General features: G+C 72.1%; 21 protein-coding genes and 1 tRNA gene. 12 read left to right on the forward strand and 10 right to left on the reverse strand.

Annotated features, from left to right (window positions below):
* Positions 1 to 53 precede the first annotated feature (53 nt).
* Both ABZ452_RS29405 and ABZ452_RS29410 read right to left on the reverse strand, forming a co-directional pair.
* Complete coding sequence (locus ABZ452_RS29405) at positions 54 to 1,136, reverse strand: NAD-dependent epimerase/dehydratase family protein (RefSeq protein WP_357949718.1); 1,083 nt, start codon at positions 1,134 to 1,136, stop codon at positions 54 to 56.
* A gap of 36 nt (positions 1,137 to 1,172) precedes the next feature.
* Positions 1,173 to 1,469: a hypothetical protein gene (locus tag ABZ452_RS29410; protein WP_357949722.1), complete on the reverse strand. Its 297-nt coding sequence runs from the start codon at positions 1,467 to 1,469 to the stop codon at positions 1,173 to 1,175.
* 120 nt (positions 1,470 to 1,589) lie between these two features.
* Between ABZ452_RS29410 and ABZ452_RS29415 the strand changes: the two genes are divergently transcribed.
* A tRNA-Lys gene (locus tag ABZ452_RS29415) sits at positions 1,590 to 1,661 on the forward strand.
* Positions 1,662 to 1,991: 330 nt separating this feature from the next.
* Here the strand turns inward: ABZ452_RS29415 and ABZ452_RS29420 are convergent.
* Positions 1,992 to 2,447 carry a lamin tail domain-containing protein gene (locus tag ABZ452_RS29420; protein ID WP_357949725.1) on the reverse strand — a complete coding sequence of 152 codons (456 nt, stop codon included), beginning with the start codon at positions 2,445 to 2,447 and terminating at the stop codon, positions 1,992 to 1,994.
* Between the two features lie 540 nt (positions 2,448 to 2,987).
* On the reverse strand, positions 2,988 to 3,299 hold the full coding sequence (locus ABZ452_RS29425; protein WP_357949727.1) for a hypothetical protein: 312 nt from the start codon (positions 3,297 to 3,299) through the stop codon (positions 2,988 to 2,990).
* Between the two features lie 379 nt (positions 3,300 to 3,678).
* Here ABZ452_RS29425 and ABZ452_RS29430 point away from each other — a divergent pair, with 379 nt between their 5' ends.
* The gene (locus tag ABZ452_RS29430; protein WP_357949730.1) at positions 3,679 to 4,332 is read left to right on the forward strand and encodes a TMEM175 family protein; all 654 of its coding nucleotides are present in this window, start codon (positions 3,679 to 3,681) and stop codon (positions 4,330 to 4,332) included.
* A 125-nt stretch (positions 4,333 to 4,457) separates the two neighbouring features.
* Here the strand turns inward: ABZ452_RS29430 and ABZ452_RS29435 are convergent, their stop codons facing one another.
* Complete coding sequence (locus ABZ452_RS29435) at positions 4,458 to 4,859, reverse strand: winged helix-turn-helix domain-containing protein (RefSeq protein WP_357949733.1); 402 nt, start codon at positions 4,857 to 4,859, stop codon at positions 4,458 to 4,460.
* Positions 4,860 to 5,233: 374 nt separating this feature from the next.
* Between ABZ452_RS29435 and ABZ452_RS29440 the strand changes: the two genes are divergently transcribed.
* Positions 5,234 to 5,452, forward strand: a complete 219-nt coding sequence (locus ABZ452_RS29440; RefSeq protein WP_357949736.1) for a flavin reductase — start codon at positions 5,234 to 5,236, stop codon at positions 5,450 to 5,452.
* On the forward strand, positions 5,449 to 5,616 hold the full coding sequence (locus ABZ452_RS29445; RefSeq protein ID WP_357949739.1) for a hypothetical protein: 168 nt from the start codon (positions 5,449 to 5,451) through the stop codon (positions 5,614 to 5,616). Before ABZ452_RS29440 ends, ABZ452_RS29445 begins: the two co-directional genes overlap by 4 nt.
* A 194-nt stretch (positions 5,617 to 5,810) precedes the next feature.
* On the opposite strand, the gene ABZ452_RS29450 is transcribed toward ABZ452_RS29445, so the two are convergent.
* The 3 genes from ABZ452_RS29450 to ABZ452_RS29460 all read right to left on the reverse strand — a co-directional run bounded on the left by ABZ452_RS29450 (position 5,811) and on the right by ABZ452_RS29460 (position 8,082).
* The gene (locus ABZ452_RS29450; protein ID WP_357949742.1) at positions 5,811 to 6,920 is read right to left on the reverse strand and encodes an endonuclease/exonuclease/phosphatase family protein; all 1,110 of its coding nucleotides are present in this window, start codon (positions 6,918 to 6,920) and stop codon (positions 5,811 to 5,813) included.
* A 73-nt stretch (positions 6,921 to 6,993) separates the two neighbouring features.
* On the reverse strand, positions 6,994 to 7,422 hold the full coding sequence (locus ABZ452_RS29455) for an ester cyclase (RefSeq protein WP_357949745.1): 429 nt from the start codon (positions 7,420 to 7,422) through the stop codon (positions 6,994 to 6,996).
* A 96-nt stretch (positions 7,423 to 7,518) separates the two neighbouring features.
* The gene (locus ABZ452_RS29460) at positions 7,519 to 8,082 is read right to left on the reverse strand and encodes a hypothetical protein (protein ID WP_357949748.1); all 564 of its coding nucleotides are present in this window, start codon (positions 8,080 to 8,082) and stop codon (positions 7,519 to 7,521) included.
* A 100-nt stretch (positions 8,083 to 8,182) separates the two neighbouring features.
* Here ABZ452_RS29460 and ABZ452_RS29465 point away from each other — a divergent pair, with 100 nt between their 5' ends.
* The gene (locus ABZ452_RS29465; RefSeq protein ID WP_357949751.1) at positions 8,183 to 8,956 is read left to right on the forward strand and encodes a hypothetical protein; all 774 of its coding nucleotides are present in this window, start codon (positions 8,183 to 8,185) and stop codon (positions 8,954 to 8,956) included.
* 155 nt (positions 8,957 to 9,111) lie between these two features.
* On the forward strand, positions 9,112 to 9,594 hold the full coding sequence (locus ABZ452_RS29470; RefSeq protein WP_357949753.1) for a hypothetical protein: 483 nt from the start codon (positions 9,112 to 9,114) through the stop codon (positions 9,592 to 9,594).
* Here ABZ452_RS29470 and ABZ452_RS29475 read toward each other — a convergent pair.
* Positions 9,567 to 11,951 carry a glycosyl hydrolase family 65 protein gene (locus ABZ452_RS29475; protein ID WP_357949756.1) on the reverse strand — a complete coding sequence of 795 codons (2,385 nt, stop codon included), beginning with the start codon at positions 11,949 to 11,951 and terminating at the stop codon, positions 9,567 to 9,569. The two genes, ABZ452_RS29470 and ABZ452_RS29475, sit on opposite strands and share 28 nt — an antisense overlap.
* Before the next feature lie 136 nt (positions 11,952 to 12,087).
* Between ABZ452_RS29475 and ABZ452_RS29480 the strand changes: the two genes are divergently transcribed.
* Positions 12,088 to 12,717 (forward strand): phosphatase PAP2 family protein, encoded by a 630-nt coding sequence (locus ABZ452_RS29480; protein WP_357949758.1) that lies wholly within the window; start codon positions 12,088 to 12,090, stop codon positions 12,715 to 12,717.
* Between the two features lie 21 nt (positions 12,718 to 12,738).
* Here the strand turns inward: ABZ452_RS29480 and ABZ452_RS29485 are convergent, their stop codons facing one another.
* A complete protein-coding gene (locus ABZ452_RS29485; RefSeq protein WP_357949761.1) occupies positions 12,739 to 13,512 on the reverse strand; it encodes an A24 family peptidase in 774 nt (257 codons plus the stop codon).
* Positions 13,513 to 14,102: 590 nt separating this feature from the next.
* On the opposite strand from ABZ452_RS29485, the gene ABZ452_RS29490 reads away from it, so the two are divergent.
* From ABZ452_RS29490 to ABZ452_RS29510, 5 genes are read left to right on the forward strand one after another with little or no spacing between them, the layout of a single operon-like run.
* Positions 14,103 to 14,669, forward strand: coding sequence for a hypothetical protein (locus tag ABZ452_RS29490; RefSeq protein ID WP_357949763.1), 567 nt, complete (start codon positions 14,103 to 14,105; stop codon positions 14,667 to 14,669).
* The gene (locus ABZ452_RS29495; RefSeq protein ID WP_357949766.1) at positions 14,663 to 15,640 is read left to right on the forward strand and encodes a hypothetical protein; all 978 of its coding nucleotides are present in this window, start codon (positions 14,663 to 14,665) and stop codon (positions 15,638 to 15,640) included. The genes ABZ452_RS29490 and ABZ452_RS29495 overlap by 7 nt, the downstream gene beginning before the upstream one ends.
* A gap of 55 nt (positions 15,641 to 15,695) precedes the next feature.
* Positions 15,696 to 16,358 carry an SAF domain-containing protein gene (locus ABZ452_RS29500; protein ID WP_357949768.1) on the forward strand — a complete coding sequence of 221 codons (663 nt, stop codon included), beginning with the start codon at positions 15,696 to 15,698 and terminating at the stop codon, positions 16,356 to 16,358.
* Positions 16,358 to 17,191, forward strand: coding sequence for a ParA family protein (locus ABZ452_RS29505; protein WP_357949771.1), 834 nt, complete (start codon positions 16,358 to 16,360; stop codon positions 17,189 to 17,191). Before ABZ452_RS29500 ends, ABZ452_RS29505 begins: the two co-directional genes overlap by 1 nt.
* On the forward strand, positions 17,181 to 18,710 hold the full coding sequence (locus ABZ452_RS29510) for a CpaF/VirB11 family protein (protein ID WP_357949773.1): 1,530 nt from the start codon (positions 17,181 to 17,183) through the stop codon (positions 18,708 to 18,710). The genes ABZ452_RS29505 and ABZ452_RS29510 overlap by 11 nt, the downstream gene beginning before the upstream one ends.
* Positions 18,711 to 18,714 lie beyond the last annotated feature (4 nt).

The raw sequence follows: 18,714 nt of genomic DNA on the forward strand, positions 1-18,714 counted from the left end.
AACTTCATGGTCACGAGCGGCACCCGTCGGGGCCGTGACCGGCGCGGGCCTGGTCAGTAGGGGTTGGGGTGGCCGGGGAGGCGGGCCTTCAGGAGAGCCTTCGGGCGGCCGGGAAGGGTCGGGTCCGCCGACATCGGCGGTGAGGTGGTGCCGGTGCGGCTCGACATGCCGTCGAACAGCTCCTTCAGCGCCGTGACGCTGTCGACCTTCGGGGTCCAGCCGAGTTCCCGCTCGGCGCGCTCGCTGGACATGAGCGGGGCGTTCAACGCCAGGTCGACCCAGCCGGTGTCGACCGGTTGCAACCGCGCCCGCCAGGTCAGCGCCGCCGCCGCGCGCAGCACCGGGGTGGCCACCGGCACCGTCCAGCCGTGGAAGTGCCGGGCCAGCAGCTCCGGGGTCAGCACCGGGTCCGCGGCCACGTTGAAGGCGCCGCGAGCATCACCCAGCACCGCCCGGGCGTACGCGTCGGCCACGTCGTCGGCGTGCACCGCCTGCATGCGCAGCCGCCGGTTCGCCGGGACCAGCGGAATCCGGCCGTACCGGAGCAGCCGGACCGGCGCCAGCGGCCCCATGAAGTAGCGGCGGATCTCCGTGCCGGCGTCCCGTTGGAAGGTCAGCCCCGGCCGCAGCCGGACCACCCGCAGCTCCGGCCGCTCCCGCTGGATGCCGTCCAGCAGCGCCTCCACCTCGGCCTTGTCCCGGCTGTACGACGACGTCTCCACCCCGGTCGCCGGCCAGTTCTCACTCACCGGGTGATCCTTCGGCCCGGGCGCGTAGGCGCCGACCGACGAGGCGTGCACGATGGCGGGAACGCCGGCCCGAACGGTCGCCTCGAACACGGCACGGCTGCCGCCGACGTTGGTCCGGTGCAGGGTGCGCTGGTCGTGGCTGGGCTGGATCTGCCAGGCCAGGTGCACCACGGCCCGCGCCCCGGCGAAGGCCACGGCCAGCGTCTCCACCGCGTCCGGCGCCGCGACGTCGCAGGAATACCACTCCACCCCGTCGTACGGCTCACCGGCGTCCGGCCCCGGCAGCCGGCGCGCCACCCCGACCAGTTCCGCCCCGGACTCCCGCCGCAGCCGGCGTAGCAGCGCCGTCCCCACGTTGCCGGTGGCCCCCACGATCACGATGCGCATACCGGTGCCCTACCCGCTGAAGCGGACAGCAACCGCTCACGGACGGGGGTTCGTCCGCGCCCAGCTCTTCTCGCCCTCACGCCGGCCCTGCGTGGCGGCCAGGCAGCGGGGGCAGACGTAGCCCTCGGGATCGGCCTCGGTGAGCACGTCCGTGTTCGAGTAGTCGAAGGGCACGTGGGGAAAGCGGCGCAGGCGGGTACGGCTGAGCTGGAGCCCGCAGACCGTCTGGTTCTGGCCCGGCAACCAGGCGTGGACCTCGCCACCGGGCCGGCGTACCCCGTCGTCCCCGGCCACCTCGCTGGACGCCGCCACCGCGGCCGCGCTCACCCTCATGCCTGTCCCGGTTCCCCAGGTGGGCGTCGCCATGCCCCGCCGGCCAACGCGGAGTCTGAAGATCGACAGGTGGGGAAGGCGGAAGGCCCGCGCGGACGGGTTCCGGTAGCCTGGTCGGACGGGCCGCTAGCTCAATGGCAGAGCTGTGGACTTTTAATCCATAGGTTCAGGGTTCGAGTCCCTGGCGGCCCACTCCTCCGCAGGTCAGCGGTCCCGTCCGGGGCCGCTGTTGCCATGATCGGGGCCGGTACAGCAGTGAAGCAACCGCCAGCCTGACTCCCGTGTCGGGGATGCGCTCCGAAGCGGCGGCGGACCGAACAGCTGGAGGGCGGACGATGACGGACGGACCGCTCGTGCGCAATTCGCGGCTGCTCGTCCCTGCGATTCGGTCGTCGGGTTGCTGGTTGCCCAACGGCTGCGCCTTGCCGGCCCAAGTACGGGGACGGGGTGGCGGGAAGCCGGAGACAGCAGGCGACCGGCCCACCTAGACGGTGGGCCGGCGCTGAGGTGCTGACCGGGCGTTCAGCAGTTGGTGTAGCTGCCGCTGCTGCCCCAGGAGCAGGAGTCGATCGAGCTGCCGGCGGAGTTGCGCAGGTAGGCGGTGTCGCCGGTGTTGTTCCAGATGTACGCGCCGGAGCCCCAGTAGAGGTTGCTGCTGGTGTTGGTGCCCTTGCCGGTGTGGATCACGACGCTGGCGCCGGCCTTGAGGTACCAGTTGATGGTGAACTTGTAGACGTGGTTCGACTTGTCGCGCAGAGTCCAGTACTTGAGGTTGATGGTGGAGCTGCGCTTGTTGGTCAGCCGGACATACTCGGCGTTCAGGCTGGTGTTCGACCCGGTGTCGCTGCCCGGCGAGTTGTAGTAGGCCTTCGTGATCATGACGGCCGGGGTGGCGGCCTGCGCCGGGGCGGCGGCGGCCAGCGACCCGCCGACGGCGATGGCGAGCGCCGAGACGAACCCGATAAGCCTGTTCTTCAAGTGGTCCCCCTGGACTTGAACGTGGCCGGTGACATGAGCACCGGTGAGCTGCCTTGATCGCAGCACATGCGCGCGAGATCGTAACGACACTGGGCGACCGGTTCGGGGGCGGCAACGCCGACCTGCCTAAGTCCTGGCCGAACGGTAGGCAGTTGCTGTTCCTTCGGTCCTGGCCGCGATGGGCGCACCGGCGACCAGAGCGCCTACTCGTCGGCGCTACCTAGACGACTGGTTGAGCATGTGGAGCCGTCCCTGGCGCAGAAGATCAACGCCGCCCTGGTCGGGATGTGACCCGGGAACGGCTGCCAGTCAGTCGTTGCGCTCCGACGGGGTGGGCCTGGGGCGCCGGCGGAACGGCTGTCGACAGCAGCGCTGACAGCAACGCCGCCGGACGGCAGCACACTGGCGAGTGCTGGCACGCACGAAACTCCGAGCGTGCAGTCGTTGCCGGACGTGTGCGGACGCGGTGCACAGAGCTTGTAAGCGAGTCGTCCGGGTTCGGCGCTGCGTTAGCGAGAGTCCCCGTGCCTGCCGCGAGCCTTACTGCTTGGCCCAGTGGCGAAAGATCTCCTGCACCGCGGTGTGCCAGGCGACCCCGCCGTCGTCGTAGCCCTTGCCCGGGGCCCCGGTTGTCGAGTTGACAACGAGGGCTGCGAGCGATGGTTCACCGGCGTCGATACACAGGTCCGAAAGCTTGTCCAGCACTCGGCCCATGTGGGTGCTGAGGGCCACTCCCGTCATGCCGATCGCTAGACCCAGCTCCTTGTACGTCACCAGCGAGCGACGGCGAGCTGCCAGAATTAGCGCCGCTCGCGCTTGAAGGGCCTGCTGTTCTGTCTCTGTCGATGCCACATGGACATACTGCCGCCGTGACCTTCGCATCGGAAGGGGTGGTCAGGGGATCCATGGCCAAGATCCGGACTGCGCGGAATGATCTAGGGTGTCAGGGAATGGCTGGTTGGCCTTTTGCTGCTCAAGGCACCTTTGCTCAACGCAGCGCAACTGACTTCCTAATCCGGGTGCTGCCGAAGGGGTGATCCGAGGGTGGACACGTGGGAGAGCCGCGCAGTGCCGGTGCGGCCTTCTACAACAAGATGGTTGAGGAGATCAGTGAGAGTCGACATGTCCGGCCGGCCGGCCCGCTGACCGAGGCGGCGGCGACCGCGCCCGGCGGTAGCTGGCCGGATTTAATCCCCCACGGCAGGCCCGGGTGCTGCGGTAGAACCGTGGAGTGAGCCGAACCCGGCTGGAGGTATTCAGTGATGCAGTCTTCGCGGTCGCGATCACGCTACTCGCGCTGAACCTGGCGGTCGCCGGGCCGGGTCATGGCCCCCTCATGCATCAAATCGGGGACCACTGGCCCTCATTTGTCGCCTACCTGATCAGCTTCGCCACGATCGGGCTCATCTGGGTCAACCATCACGCCCTCATCGGGAACCTCGCCGTCGTCGACCGGACCTTGGCCCTCCTCAACCTGATCCTGATGCTGTTCGTCGTCCTCATCCCGGTAGACACGGCGACAGTGTCCGAGTACCTCGTGTCGGGCGGGGAGGACGCCCGGGTGGCGGTGATTCTGTATGCGGCTGCGTTCCTGGGGATGGGGTTCAGCTTCGCAGGGATCTTCGAATGGACCTTGCGTCCGGGGCGGCTCCAGCAGGCAGTGCCCGAGCGGGACCGTTGGAAGGCGCGGCTGCGATTCGGGGTGGCGTCGTTTTTGTATCTGACCGCGGTCGTCGTCGCCTTCTTCAGCCCGCCGGTGGCACTGGCCATCATCGGCGTCGTCCCCGTCTACTACATCTTCGAACGCAACCTGGCGGTCGGCTCTCCTGCCGACGTGCGGCAGCAATCAGGCAGCGAGGCAGCGAGAAGGCAGCGCGGGCCCTGATGCGGGCCGGAGCCGAACGTCAACCGATGAAGCCCAACGCCTGCTCGTCGACATGGATCGTCATCAAATGGCAGCAGCCGACAGCCTGAGACCGTATCCCCCCACCGGGGGTCGCCGAGGTTGCGTCAGCGGCCGACGCGGATGCGATCGCCGGCGTACAGCTCACGGGAGCCATCGGCGCGGAAGATCACGATGACCGGAATACCCTCGCCCATCTCCAGCTCGCGCCGTTCGACAGGGGTAGGCATCCGAGCGGTGGCGGTATCGCCCTTGAGGAGAGTCACCGTTTCGGTCGGTTCGACGGCGCGGACGAACGTGCCGCGCGGCGGTTCCACGATCACGAGCCCTTCCGACCGAAGCAGTGCTACCGCTTGTCGGACGCTCGTGCGACTCAGCCCGTACTCCTGGGCCAACCGCAGCTCGCTGGGAAGTGAAGCCCCAGGCGCGAGGTCGCCAGACGTGATCCGGTCTCGCAGGAGGTCTGCGAGCTGCCGGAACACGGCGCGATCCGCACTGGGGTCGATCACGGCAGTGACGCTACGTGTCCAACAGTTCTACATCTTATTGTATCTACAGTCCTACGTCGTTACGGTGACGTGAGCTGCGACCTCGCGTCGTGAGCCGCTCCGGGGCATGCCCGAGACCTTGACCCACATCCGAAGGGAGACCCGGTGCCTCGCGTCTCGTACGAGGAGTACCTGATAGCCGTCGCGCTCACTCTGGCCAGGCGACACCGGCCGGTCTGGTCATGGGAGCGGTGGCGGAAGGTCTGCCGATGCGGAAGCGAGCTGCCCTGCCGCACAACGCATCGGATCCCGATCAATCGAGGCCATTGGCCTTCAGAGGACGACCGGCGAGGTGCCCGACCAGCGGACCAGCCGACCCCGAGGGAGATGCCGAGATGACCACCCATCTCCCGATCACACCGGCTTGGGCCTGCGGCGGTTGTGGTGCCGACTGGCCATGCCAGACCCGAAGGCGGGAGCTGCGAGCCGAGTACGATGGCGCCCCCGTGTCGCTGGCCCTCTACCTGGCGGCGCAACTCGTCGACGCCGCCCAGGACCTGGCCCACGTCCCCGCCGGCCACCTGCACCACCGATTCCTCGGCTGGACCCGATGAGCATCCTTCGACCCGGCGACGAGAAGTTCCACTACAGCGATGGCTCGCATAGGTGGGTTCCGCCTGACTACGACCAGGAGGTCTGGGACGAGCAGGTCCGCCAGCACAAGCTAGGCCACCTCCGGAACGAGCAGCCCAAGGTGCGTATCCAGCGTCTCGTCTGATGCCAGCAGTACAGCAGCGAAGTACAGCAACCGTGCAACCGAACCGGGCCGAGAAGCGCGCCAGCAGGCCGCATGACCTCGTACCGCACCCGCTCCGACCCGCTCGCCGGCAATCCATAGGTTCAGGGTTCGAGCCCCTGGCGGCCCACTCCTCCGCAGCTCAGCGACCCCCACCGGGCCTCGGAGCGCGGTGATCACGGCGCGATTCGGGCCGCCACCGGCAGGTGGTCGCTGCCGGTGGCCGGCAGCACCCACGAGCTCTCCGGCTTCACGCCTCTCACCAGGATCTGGTCGATCCGCACCACCGGGAACTGCGCCGGCCAGGTGAAGCCGAAGCCGTTCCCGGCCTCGTCCTGGGCCGAGCGCAGCTCCGAGGTGATGCCGGCGAACGCGCGGTCGTCCATGGCGCCGTTCAGGTCACCGAGCAGCACCACCCGCTCGTTCTGCTCGGCGGCGATGGCCTCGCCGAGCGCCTGCGCGTTCCTGTCCCGGTGGGTCGTCCAGAAGCCCGCACGGGGGTTCACCCGCGCGGATCCCAGGTGGGCTACATACACCGCCACCGGGCCCTGGCTCGTGGTCACCGTGGTGCGCAGCGCCCGGTTGTAGGCCATCTTGACGTCGAGCGGCTTGGTGTCCGCGAGCGGCCCGTAGTCCATCTTGGTGTCGACCGGCTGGGTCTCCGACAGCGGCAGCTTGCTCCACAGCCCGACTGTGCCCTCCACCGCGTGGTACGGGTACGCCTTCGCCAGCTCGTTCTCGTAGGTGCCCCGGGCCTGCTCGGTCACCTCCACCAGGGCCAGCACGTCGGCCCCGGAGGCGGCCAGGTCGCGAGCGGTGCGGGCCGGGTCGGGATTGCCGGCGCCGACATTGTGCTCGGCCACGGTGAGGCCGCTGCCCGGCTGGGACTTGTCGCCGAGCAGCCCGCCGAAGAGGTTCAGCCACACCAGGACCGGCAACAGCAGCGCGGCCACCGCGGAGGCGGAGCGGCGCCACAGCGCCCCGACCAGCAGTACGGGGATGAACAGCCCGAACCACGGCAGGAAGGTCTCCACCAGGCTGCCGAGGTTCCCGATCCGGTTCGGGACCTCGGCGTGCAGCAGCATGAGCAGCCCGAGCAGCAGCGCCAGCGCCGCGAGCACCCGGCCGCGCTTCCACGGGTCCGGCCGGGAGGCGGCGGTCAGCGCCCGGCGGATGCGCGCGTGCCAGGTCCGGGCGTCGGTGTCCCGGCGGCCGGCGCCGCCCTGCCCGGTCTCCGCCGTGCCCACCGGCGTCATCGTCGTCTGTCCTCGCTCACTGCCGCTCACTGCGGCATCCTCGGGTCCTGGACGGGTCGGCATACATTCTCGGGCAGATTGCACTCGCACCTGGGCGATGTCGTCAGGAACCGTCCCTGAGTTGGGCCAGCAGACCGGCTCTATCGATCTGGATCCAGTACTCGGTGATCAGTCCGTCCTCGACGTGATAGACGACCGAGTTGATCTGGCGGACGGTTCGGCCGGTCGGTGCAAGGCCATCCAGCGGCGCGAGATGATGGCCCACCTGGGCCAGCCGGACATGCGCTCGCGCACCGTCAACCAGGAATTCTTCGATCGTGAGGTCGAACGCGCCCCAGGTGGCCGTCATCTCCCGGACGTGCTCGGCGTAGTCGTCCGGGGTCCGTTCAACCGTGGACAGGTCCTCGGACTGCACCTGGTGGGCACGCACCGTCGATGCCATGAACTCCGCCGCTCGCTGCGGCTCTTGGCCGGAGCGTACGAAGCGGAGGAAGTCGCCCACGACGCGGCGCGTCACCGCACTGTCAATCATGACGTCACCCTGGCAGCCGGGAACCGGGACGGAAAGCCTGCTGGCGGGTGGGCTCACTCACCTCCGGGGAGAGAAAGCCGCTACCGGGAAGCCGGTTCAGGCGCAGCTGTCGCGGGCTGCGCCGACGAAGGCGTCCCGCGACATGATCTTCATCGTGTCGTGGTCGGTCGGCGCCAGCACCTTGTCCGGGGTGATCCGCGCGAAGTCCGAAACGGTGAAGGGTACGGAGATCGCGCTGCGGTGGCTCGATCCGGAGAGGCTGTACCTGACTCCAGGCTTCAGCTCGGTGAGCGGTTCGGTCTTCACGGCGACGCCTGCCTCCGAGGCAGGGAGGTCGCGGCTCTCGCGCACCTTCCAACCCTCGGGCGGCTGGCCGAGAAGGTGGACCTCGACGGTTTCGCTCGTCGGCGTGCCATCGACCGCCCAGCTGATCAGCGTGTGGTCGCCCTGGTCGTTCCCGGCATCGTTCTCGAACACACTGAGCTGGGAGAACGAGTCACCGTCGCAGGTGACGAGGACACCGACCGGCTGACCATCCTGGACAGCCAGGGCGACGATCGGCTCGTCAGGTGGGGTGCAGGCCGCCAGGAGCCCCAGCAGCGGAATCAGAATCCACGGAGCTGACTGTCTGCGCATGGCCGCATCGTGCCAGGGCGACATCACGCGACGGTCCCTCAACGGTCACGATCGGCCGACCCGCGGGCCAAGGGCGTCACGCTGGTAGGTTGACGCGTCTTCCGCGAGAGGTGGAGTCTGCCCGGTGCTCAGGATGGTGCGGCGTGGGTCAGCCGCTGTGGTGGCCGTCTGCATGGTGACCGCGTGCGGTCCTTCAACGGCTCACAACGCCGACCGATCGGCGGGCGAAACGATCCCCTCCACGGCGCGGGCGACGGGCTCGGCCACCGCCACGAAGCCAGCCTCCCCGGAGGTTCCGGCGACCGGCGGAGCCGGCTACTCGGCGGCGCTGTCCGCACGCCTGCTGGCCGCGGACTCGGTGCCGCCCGGATTCGCTGTGGATATCGCGGCCGTGATGGCGGCGGATGCTGGGGATCGGCGCTCAGATGTCGGCGTGTCCTGTTCGGACAGCATGATTCCGCTCCTGTCGGCCGCGCGGCTGACCGGGACGCCGTCAGCGATGGCCGCAGCCACCATCAGCTATGACGCGGATCCCGATGGCTGGGGGTGGGTGGGTACCGAGGTCCTCAGGACCTATGCCGATGACGGTGCACGGCGAGCAATGACCGACCTGCGAACCTTCATCGGCCGTTGCCCCACCGTCGTCGTGTCGTCCGGGGCCGGCGTCGGCGACAGGTACCGCTTCGCGGTGGCGCCAGGGCCGCGGCTGGGCGATGACAGTGTCCACGTCAGTTGCAGGACGTTCGGGTCTGAGCCGTTGGAGTGGGACAGCATCGTCATCCGGACCGGAACCACGTTGGTGGCCGTCAAGGAGCAGGGCAACCAACCCGGCGGCGACAGATACCTCACCCAGCTCGCTGAAGCCGCGCTCCGCAGGTTCCAGGCCACCGGCTCCTGAGCGTCCTACGGTTGACGATCAACGGTTGTCGCGGCGACCGTCGTGGTGACGACGTTCGGCCTTCCAGCGACACACCGCCCGTCGTGTCCGTGATCCGGTTGTCGGCGCCGTTCACCTGGTACGACGGTGGGACCAGCCGAGCCGAGGAGGTACCGATGACCAGTGGACGGGAGACCGTGGAGGTCGACCCGGTGGTGTTCCGCGCCGTCTACGACTCACCCGCCTCGCTGCCGGGCCGGCACCGCTGGACCACGCCGGAGTCGGACGTGCGCCGGCTGGAGAAGCTGCTGAACATGCCGGCGCGGAGCATCGGCGCCCCGCTGTGGGTGAGCGGCGACGAGCCGGACTGCCCGAAGTGCGGTCGCCGGGTGAACTGGTACGACATCGTCTCCTCCGCGCTGCACGGGGTGCACGACCGCGGGATGATCGCGCGGGTCGTCCTCGGCGAACGCAAGTACGTCAACACCGAGGTGCCGGAGGCCATCCCGGGCGTGCACTGCGCCGACTGCCGCACCCCGATCGAGGGGCTGCGCAGCTTCAAGTGCCACAACTGGGCGTACGCCTTCGAGGAGCTGGAGGAGATCGTCGGGCGGATGTCGGGCGTGCCGAGTCAGCCGGCGCCGCCCACCTCCGCCTGAGCGCGGCGGGCCGGCCGGCGGCCGGGTGGTGACGGCGGCTCGGGCCCGGGGTCCGGCACGGGCGGCATGGGCCGGGTCGCCGGTGCCACCCCGGTCACCCGGAGCCGTTCGCCGGCGTGCCACAGCTCGACCGCGTCGGCCGGGCCACCGTCGGGCAGCTCGTAGCGGGCCGAGTCCGGGGTCAGCGTGATCCGCAGCCGGTGCCCGTGCCAGCGCAGGTGGAAGGCGAGCCGGGTGATCCGGCGCGGCAGCCGCGGGTCGAACGCAAGCACGCCCCGGTCGTCACGCAGGCCGCTGAAGCCCTGCGCCACCACCAGCCAGGCGCCGGCCAGCGAGGCCAGGTGCAGCCCGTCGGCGGTCTTGTCGCCGAGGTCCTCGAGATCCTGCAACGCGGTCTCGGCGAACAGGTCGTACGCCAGGTCCAGGTGGCCGACCTCGGCGGCGAGGATCGCCTGCACGGACGCCGACAGCGACGAGTCCCGGACGGTCCGGGCCTCGTAGTACGCGAAGTTGCGGGCCTTCTCCTCGGCGGTGAACTCGCCGGGGCAGCACAGCATGGCCAGCACGAGGTCGGCCTGCTTGATCACCTGCCGGCGGTACAGCTCCAGGTAGGGGAAGTGCAGCAGCAGCGGGTAGTCGTCCGCGCGGGTGTTCGCGAAGTCCCACTCGGGCTGCTCGGTGAAGCCGGCCGACTGCTGGTGCACTCCCCGCTTGCCGTCGTAGGGGACGTGCATCGCGTCGGCGGCGGCCCGCCAGGCGGCCACCTCGGCCGGGTCCACGCCGAGCCGGGCGGCCGCCTCGGGGAAGCGCTCGGCGGCGTCGGCCGCACCGCGCAGGTTGCGCCGGACCATCAGGTTGGTGAAGAGGTTGTCGTCGACCAGCGCGGAGTACTCGTCGGGGCCGGTGAGCCCGGTCAGGTGGAAGGTGCCGGTGTCGGACCAGTGGCCGTACCGGTGCCAGAGCCGGGCGGTCTCCACCAGCAGCTCGACGCCGCACTCGGCGAGGAACTCCGCGTCTCCGGTGGCTGCGACGTAGCGCTGCACCGCGTCGGCGATGTCGGCGTTGACGTGCAGCCCGGCGGTGCCGGCCGGCCAGTAGCCGGAGCATTCCCGGCCGCCGAGGGTCCGCCACGGGAAGGTGGCCCCGGCCAGGCACAGCTCGGCCGCGCGGTCCCGGGCCTCGGGCAGGTGCGCGTGCCGCCAGCGCAGCGCCGAGCGGGCCAGCCCGGGCGCCAGGTACGTGAGCGCCGGCAGCACGTAGCCCTCGGTGTCCCAGAGCACGTGGCCGTCGTAGCCGTTGCCGGTCAGCCCCTTCGCCGGGATGGTCCGGTCGCCGTCAGCGCGGCCGGACTGGAGCAGGTGGAACACGGCGAACCGGACGGCCTGCTGGAGTTCCGGATCGCCGTCGAGCTCGACGTCGCCGGTGGCCCAGGCGGCGTCGAGGGCGGCCCGCTGCGCGTCGAGCAGGGCGGCGAACCCCTCGGCCCGGGCCGCTTCGGCCTCCGCGACGACGAGGTCGGCCAGCTCGTCGGCCGGGGTGCCGTCGACGTGCGCGCACTCGTACGCGGCGAACTTCGTGACCCGGATCCGCTCGCCGGGGCGCAGCGGGCCGGTGACCGCCAGCCGGAACCGGTCGGCGGTCAGTTCGCTGTCGGTCCCGACGGTTCCCGGCGCGTCGACCAGGTGGGCGACCGCGACGGCGACCCGCTGGGCGCTGCGCTCGGTGCGGTGCACCAGCACCCCGTCGGTGCCGCCGTGCCGGCCGGTCTCGGGGATGAGCGGATCGTGGATCACCGAGGCGGCGCGCGGGTCGTCGGCGCGTTCCGGCACCCGCTCGTTGGCGAGCAGGTCGGCGTCGACCCGCACGTCGACCGGCCCGTCCAGCGGCTCGACCTGGTAGTCGACCGCGGCGACCGGCCGGCGGGGCAGCGAGACCAGCCGGGTGCTGCGGACCCGTACGCCCCGGCCGCCCGGCGAGATCCACTCGGTCTCCCGGCGGACCACCCCGGCGCGCAGGTCGAGGACCCGCTCGTGCCGCCGGACCGTGCCGGTCCGCAGGTCCAGCGGCTCGTCGGCGACCCAGAGCCGGACCAGGCCGGCGTTCGGGGCGCTGATCACGGTGTCGCTGTGCTGGGGGAAGGCGTACCCGCTCTCGGGGTAGTTCACCTCGCGCTGCTCGTGGAACCCGTTGAGGTAGGTGCCCGGCATCTCGTACGGCTCACCCTCGTCGAGCGTGCCGCGCCAGCCCACCCAGCCGTTGCCCAGCGCGAAGATCGACTCGGTCTCGCCGAGCCGGTCCAGGTCCGCCGCGGTGCGGCGGATCCGCCAGCTCTCGTCGCCCTGGGGGCTGTGCGGCACGGGTCCTCCCGAGGTCGGTACGTCGTGGCCACCCGATCAGACCCGGCTGAGAGGCGGCTGAGACTTCGGTGCCCCGACTGTCATTCCCCCGCCACCCTCAAGGTGAACGGAGTATGAACGGTTGGAGAGGTGATTCATGACCGAGGCCCTGGTGACAGACGTTCCCGAGGTGAGTGCCGACTGGTACCACGACATCGTCGAGTTCGCCGACCGCACACCGGAACCGGTGCACTGGTTCGCGCTGCACTTCACCGAGGGGGCGATCGTCCTGCTCGGGGTCCTGCTGGTGCTGGCCGCGCTGGCCCGGCTGGTCGGCCGCGACCTCCGGGGCCGGGCGCTGGCCCTGGCCGCCCCGGTCGCGGTGGTCTGCGCGTACGCCTCCAGCGAGGGGTTGAAGACCCTGATCGCCGAGGACCGGCCCTGTCGTAGCCCGGCCGACCTGGTCATCGTGGCCGGGCACTGCCCGCCCGCCGGCGACTGGTCGTTCCCGAGCAACCACGCCACGATCGCGGGCGCGCTGGCCGCCGCCACGCTGCTGCTGCACCGCCGGATCGGCCTGGTGGCCGTCCCGCTCGCCGTGCTGGCCGCGTTCTCCCGCACCTTCGTGGGCGTGCACTACCCGCACGACGTGGCCGCCGGACTGCTGCTCGGCGTCCTGGTCGGCACGCTGCTCACGCCGGTGCTGGCCCGCCCGGTGGCCGAGGTCCTGCGCCGCCGGATCCGCCGCGCCGCCGCCCGCCCGGCGGTCCGGCCCGCGCGGCGCTGACCCGCTCGCCGCCGCCGGCGCTCACGTCGTCAGCACGAGGGTGACGGCGGTGCCGAGGATGAGGAACGGGCCGAACGGCAGGTGGCTGGACCAGCGGACCCGGCGGGCCGCCAGCAGCGCCAGGCCGGCCCCCGCCGACAGCATGACCGCGAGCACCAGCCCGGCCACCAGCGGCGGCCAGCCGTACCAGCCGAGCAACGCCCCGGCACCCAGCGCCAGCTTCGCGTCGCCGAGACCGAACCCGCGCCGGCCGAGCAGCAGGGTGGTCGCGGCGAAGCCCGCGCCGAGGGCGAGCCCGGCCGCGGTGGCTCGCAGCCAGGGCGCCGGGCCGGGCCCGGCCAGCGCGGCCACCCCGAGCAGCACCCACGCCCCGGCCGCCGCCGGCCAGGTCAGCCGGTCCGGCAGCCGGTGCACCGCCGCGTCGATCACGGCCAGCGGCACGGCCCAGGCGAGCCACCAGGCGACCGCCACCCGCGCGCCGGCCGGCCCGCCGGTGAGCGCCACCGCCGCCACCGCCGCGACCAGGACCACCTCCACCACCACCGGCGCCGCGCCCACCCGCGCCCGGCAGGACGCGCAGCGGGCCGCCGGCCCGAGCGCCGGCACCGGCCGGTCCAGGCTGATCGGCGCGCCGCAGCCGTCGCACCCCACCCGGTCGGGCGACCCCGGTGGTACGGCGTACCGCGCGACCGCCAGCCGCAGCAGCGGTACGACCGCCAGGGTGGCCAGCAGCCGGACGCCCGGCCGGCGGGCGGGGGCCGTCGGTGCGGTGACACGGACCTGTTCGGCGGTCACGCCGGCTCCCCCGAACGGTCGCGCATGGTTCCAATCTGGAGCACGCAGAGTGAATCCGGGCCCATCGCCGTGTCACGGATGGCGCGGAAAACGGCGTACCGCCGGCGGGTGACCGGGGCCGGGTGGGCGGCGGCCGGTGGCCGGTGGGCGGCCCGGGGGCCGGGGGGACGGATCGGACCAGAGGGACGCTTGCCCCCCATTCCACCGCCCGGTGACCCGTGCCCGGGACACCGGATGTCGCGTGCGGGTGAACGCACTCCTGCCACCGGCCGACCGGGCCGGAGGTCGTTCGTCGTCGTCCGGACACCCACCGGTCGCCACCACCTGTCATCACGCAGAGTGTTCGAGTGAATTGCCTCTGTTGCATCGGCGGACGTCAGCCTATGCTCGCCCCTTGGGTACGACGCAACCCCCGAACAATTGGCGTCGGAGGCCGACCGGAGACATCAGGTTTCGAATTCGTTAAAGATCCGTACAGGTAAATGCAGCGGTAGCAGTAGTGGCCCGGCCGCACACATCCGGGCGCGCTTCCGCATGCCCGGAGTGCGTTGACGCGACCGCTCCGGGTCGCCACCGAGGAGGGCCCGGCGTTGCGCACACGGCAATCCCGCCGATGGGAAATCTGCCTGCTCAGCCTTGCTCTGCTGGCCGCGACCGCCGGTTGCGGCGGCGAGCCCGAGGCGACGGCCGGCCCGTTGACTCCGGGCGCGGCGGCGCCCGCGGCGCATTCCACCGCCGAGGAGGAGGCGGCCGGAAAAGCCGCTCTCGCCGCCTATTCCGGCTATCTCGACGCGTCCCGAGCGGCGAGCGCACGCAGCGATCCCGGGCATCCCGCACTGGCCCGATTCGTGGCGGATCCGCTGCTGACCCGGGTGCGGGTGGCAATTCGTGACGCGAAGGAGCATGGCGCGATGCGTACCGGAAAACTGGTTTCCGACCCGACCGTGGTCGCGGTCGACCTGGCCGCCGATCCGCCCAGCGTGGAGATCCAGGACTGCCTGGACGCCACCGGCTACCGGCTCGTCTACGCCAAGGACCGCCGGGTCGTGCCCGGCACCCGCGGCGGGCGCTACCTGGCGACCGCCACGGCCACCCGCTACCCGGACGGCCGGTGGCTGATCAGCGCCGGCGCCGGACACCAGGACCAGCCGTGTTGACCTGGGGAGGAAGGGGTGTCCCGGCCCGCCCGACCCGGGCCGGGACACCCCGGCGACTGCTGCTCACCGCCGGCCTGGCGCTGCTGCTCGCGCTGACCGGCGCGCCCGCGCTGCTGCTGACCGGCGCGCCGGCCCGGGCCGGCGACCCCGGCGGCGAATGCCCGCCCGGGCAGAACGACTGCAACGTCTGGGACGACGAGCCCGGCACACCGGGCGGGCCGGGCGGCGGCGGCAACCCCGGCGGTGGCGGCGGGGACGGCGGCGGGGCCGCCGCGAAGTGCCAGTGGAACGGCCGGGTCATCCCCTGCTACGACGACCTGCTCGGCTGGTTCAACAACGGCGACGGCTGCTACTACAAGCTGGCCGAACCCCAGCCCACGGCACCCGAGGGCAAGCAGTGGTACGTGCAGACCTGCAACGGCGGTGACCTGGGCGCGCAGAGCGTCGTGCTGCGCGACGGGCCGCCACCCGGTTACGGCGCGCCGCCCGACCCGGAGGAACTGGCCCGCCGCGCGCTGGCCTCGATCTCGCTGCTGCCGCCCCGGGTCGCGGTGGCGCCCCGGCGCAGCAAGGGCCCCGGCCTCGTGGGGCTGCCGGTCTGGATGTGGGCGAGCGGCGGAGCCTCCTACTTCGGGCCGCTGCACGCCTCCGCGTCGGACCGCGGGCTGACCGTCCGCATCACCGCGAGGGTGACCCGGATCGTCTGGGACATGGGCGACGGCACGAAGGTCACCTGCACGGGGCCGGGCACGCCCTACACGGCCGACGGCCCGCGGGCCGGCGGGACCTCGCCCGACTGCGGCCTCGACACCGGCTACGCCCGGGCCGCCACCTACCGGGTCAGCGCCACGACCTTCTGGAACGTCCACTGGGTCGCCGGCGACGACGGTCCGAGCGGCGACATCGCCCAGAGCCGGGTCAGCGGCACCGTTCCGGTCCAGATCAACGAACTTCAGGTGGTGACACGGTGAGCGCGAGGAGTGAGCCGGGTTTGCGAGCCCCGCAGTCGCGAACGGAGGTGGCGCAGTGAGTGTGGCTACGCGGAACGGGACTCCCCTGGACGCGCCGGTGGCACCGCCCAAGGTGGTCCGGCAGCGGCGGATCCGCCCCGGCCTGCTCGGCCTGGCGGTGCTGCTGATCGCCCTGGGCGGCCTCGGCGCGGCCTTCGCGGTCACCTCGGTCCGGTCCACCGGCAGCTACCTCGCGGTGGCCCGGCCGGTCGAGGTCGGCCGGCAGCTCAGCGCCGACGACCTGGTCCCGGTGCGGGTGTCCGGCGGGCGGGAACTCCAGCCGGTACGGGCCGACCGGATCAAGGAGGTGCTGGGCCTGCGGGCGGCCGTCCGGCTCACCCCGGGCACGCTGCTGACCCCCGCCCAGCTCACCGACGCCCCGCTGCTCGGCCCCGGGCAGCAGCAGCTCGCGCTGGGGCTGGAGCCGAGCCAGGTGCCCGCCCGCAGGCTGCACCCCGGCGACCGGGTGCTCCTGGTCAGCACCCCGGACAGCAGCGCCGGCAGCAGCAGCGCGACGCGCGGCGGCGGCACCCGGTTCGAGGCCACGGTGATCGACACCGCCGCGCCGGAGAACGACGACGTGGTCGTCTACCTGGCGCTGTCCGTCCGGGACGTGCCGGCCGTGGTGGCGCTGGCCGCGGACGACCGGATCGCGCTCGTGCTCACCGGGGCGGCCTGATGGCGGTCATCGCCCTGGTCTCGGCGAAGGGCTCGCCCGGCGTCACCACGGCCGCGCTGGCCGCCGCGCTGAGCTGGCACCGGCGGCTCGTGCTGGCCGAGTGCGACCCGGCGGGCGGCTCGGTCCTGGCCGGCTACCTGGGCGGGGCGCTCGACGGCCCGCGCGGCCTCGGCGAGCTGGCCGTCGGGGAGCTGCGGGACGGCAACCTGGAGAGCGCGTTCTGGTCCCAGCTCGTCGACCTGGACGCGCCGAAGCGGGAACGGCTGCTGCTGCCCGGCGTGGTCGACCCGGCCCAGGCGGGCAGCGTCACCCCGCTCTGGCAGCGCTTCGCGGATTTCTTCACGACCCTGGAGCGGGGCGTCCCGCCGTACGACGTGCTGGTCGACTGTGGCCGGTTGCAGGTCGGCGGTCCACCGTGGCCGGTGCTGCGGGCCGCGGCCGTGGTGCTGCTGGTGACCCGGGCGCACCTGCCCGACCTGTCCGCCACCCGCGCCACGGTCAAGGCCATCGAGCGGGACTTCGCCGAGCACCGGGTCCCCCCGGGCACCCTGCGCCTGCTGGTGATCGGGGACGGGCACGGCAGCAGCGAGATCAGCAAGGCGCTGCGGCTGCCGGTGATCGCCCGGCTGCCGCTCGACCCGCGTACCGCAGCGGTGCTCGGGCACGGCGGCACCGTACGCGCCAACCGGCCCCTCATGCGCGCGGCCGGCCAGCTGGAGGTGCCGGTCCGGGCGCTGCTGGACCGGCGGCGGGCCCGCCTGGCCTGGCCGGGCGCACCGGCCCCGCACGCGGTGACCGCGCCGAGCACGCCGGGGGTGTCCGGTGCGGTTTGAGCCGGTCTCCCACGACCCGCGCGGGCAGCAGCCCGGCGCCACGTCGACGGTGCCGCCGCTGGTCCCGCCGAACGGGCGGCACCACGTGCCCCCGCCGCCCGCCGCACCGGCCGCGCCGGCGCCTCCGCCGCCCCGACCCCGGGTCGACTTCGCGGTGGTCCGCGAGCTGCGCCGGGAACTCAGCGAACGGCTCACCCTCTGGCAGCGCGGCCGGGAGTTCGACGCCGACGCCGAGGAGGTCGAGCGGGCCCGGCTGGCCGTCGCGGTGGTCTCCGCGTACGCGGACTCGGTGCGCCGGGCCGGCACGCCGATGGCCGCCGACGAGGAGCGGCTGCTGCTCGACCAGGTGACCGCCGAGCTGGTCGGTCTGGGCCGGCTCCAGACGCTGCTGGTCGACGACACCATCGAGGAGGTGCACATCCTCGGCTGCGACCAGGTGCGCATCACCCGGCACGGCGGCGGCGTCGACTGGGCCGAGCCGATCGCCGACAGCGACGACGAACTGGTCGAGATCCTCCAGGCGGCGGCCCGCCGGGCCGGGGCGACCGAGCGCTCGCTCTCCACCTCGAAGCCGACGCTCGACCTGCAACTGCCCGACGGCAGCCGGCTCGCCGCGGTCTTCCTGGTCAGCCACCGCCCGTACGCGGTGATCCGCAAGCACAACACGCTCGCGGTGAGCCTGGAGGACATCGCCGGTGGCCGGCCCGACCTGGACGAGATGATCGACCCGCTGCTGCGCGACTTCCTCCGCGCCGCCATGCGGGCCGGGCTGAACATCATGGTCGCCGGGCTCGCCGGGGCCGGGAAGACCACGGTCATCCGGGCCCTGATGGACGAGATCCCGGCCGACGAGCCGTACGTGCTGCTGGAGGAGAGCCGGGAGCTGTTGCCGACCCGCCGCGCGCACAAGCACCGGGCGGTGATGAGCTTCGAGTCCCGGGAGGGGCACGGCGAGCGCGGGCTGGACGGTCGCCCGGCCGGTGAGGTCAGCATCGCCGACCTGATCCCGGTATCGCTGCGGATGGGCGTGCTGCGGATCATCGTCGGCGAGGTGCGGTCCCGGGAGATCGTGCCGATGCTCCAGGCGATGACCACCAGCCGCGGGTCGATGTGCACGATCCACGCGCGTACCCCGGCCGGTGTGGGCGAACGGATCATCGAGCTGGCGCTGGCCCACGGCCGGGAGATGACGGTCGACCAGGCCCGCCGGATGGCCGGCAACGCGCTGGACCTGATCGTCTACGTCACGGTCGAGGACGAGACCGCGATCGGCGGCCGCAAGCACCGCTTCGTGTCGCACGTCGAGGAGGTCATCGGCGTGGGCGAGGGCAACCGCATCACCACCACGAGCGTCTTCGGCCCGGGACCGGACGGCCGGGCGGTGCCCCGCCACCTCCCCGAGCGGATCCGCGACCAGCTGCTGCGGGTCGGCTACGACGCCCGGCTGCTCACCCGGTTCATCGAGGCCGGCACGGGCGCCTGGCGGCGTCCCCGGCACACCCGGCTCGGACGGCGGTGAACCC

Source organism: Micromonospora sp. NPDC005707 (assembly GCF_040631005.1).
In the GTDB taxonomy this organism is placed as follows: Bacteria; Actinomycetota; Actinomycetes; order Mycobacteriales; family Micromonosporaceae; genus Micromonospora.

Excerpts from the sequence above, each read along its gene's own strand:
- ABZ452_RS29405 (WP_357949718.1), bottom strand. The coding sequence starts at position 1,136 with ATGCGCATCGTGATCGTGGGGGCCACCGGCAACGTGGGGACGGCGCTG.
- ABZ452_RS29410 (WP_357949722.1), bottom strand. The coding sequence starts at position 1,469 with ATGAGGGTGAGCGCGGCCGCGGTGGCGGCGTCCAGCGAGGTGGCCGGG.
- ABZ452_RS29440 (WP_357949736.1), top strand. The coding sequence starts at position 5,234 with ATGACCACCCATCTCCCGATCACACCGGCTTGGGCCTGCGGCGGTTGT.
- ABZ452_RS29445 (WP_357949739.1), top strand. The coding sequence starts at position 5,449 with ATGAGCATCCTTCGACCCGGCGACGAGAAGTTCCACTACAGCGATGGC.
- ABZ452_RS29455 (WP_357949745.1), bottom strand. The coding sequence starts at position 7,422 with ATGATTGACAGTGCGGTGACGCGCCGCGTCGTGGGCGACTTCCTCCGC.
- ABZ452_RS29460 (WP_357949748.1), bottom strand. The coding sequence starts at position 8,082 with ATGTCGCCCTGGCACGATGCGGCCATGCGCAGACAGTCAGCTCCGTGG.
- ABZ452_RS29470 (WP_357949753.1), top strand. The coding sequence starts at position 9,112 with ATGACCAGTGGACGGGAGACCGTGGAGGTCGACCCGGTGGTGTTCCGC.
- ABZ452_RS29480 (WP_357949758.1), top strand. The coding sequence starts at position 12,088 with ATGACCGAGGCCCTGGTGACAGACGTTCCCGAGGTGAGTGCCGACTGG.
- ABZ452_RS29505 (WP_357949771.1), top strand. The coding sequence starts at position 16,358 with ATGGCGGTCATCGCCCTGGTCTCGGCGAAGGGCTCGCCCGGCGTCACC.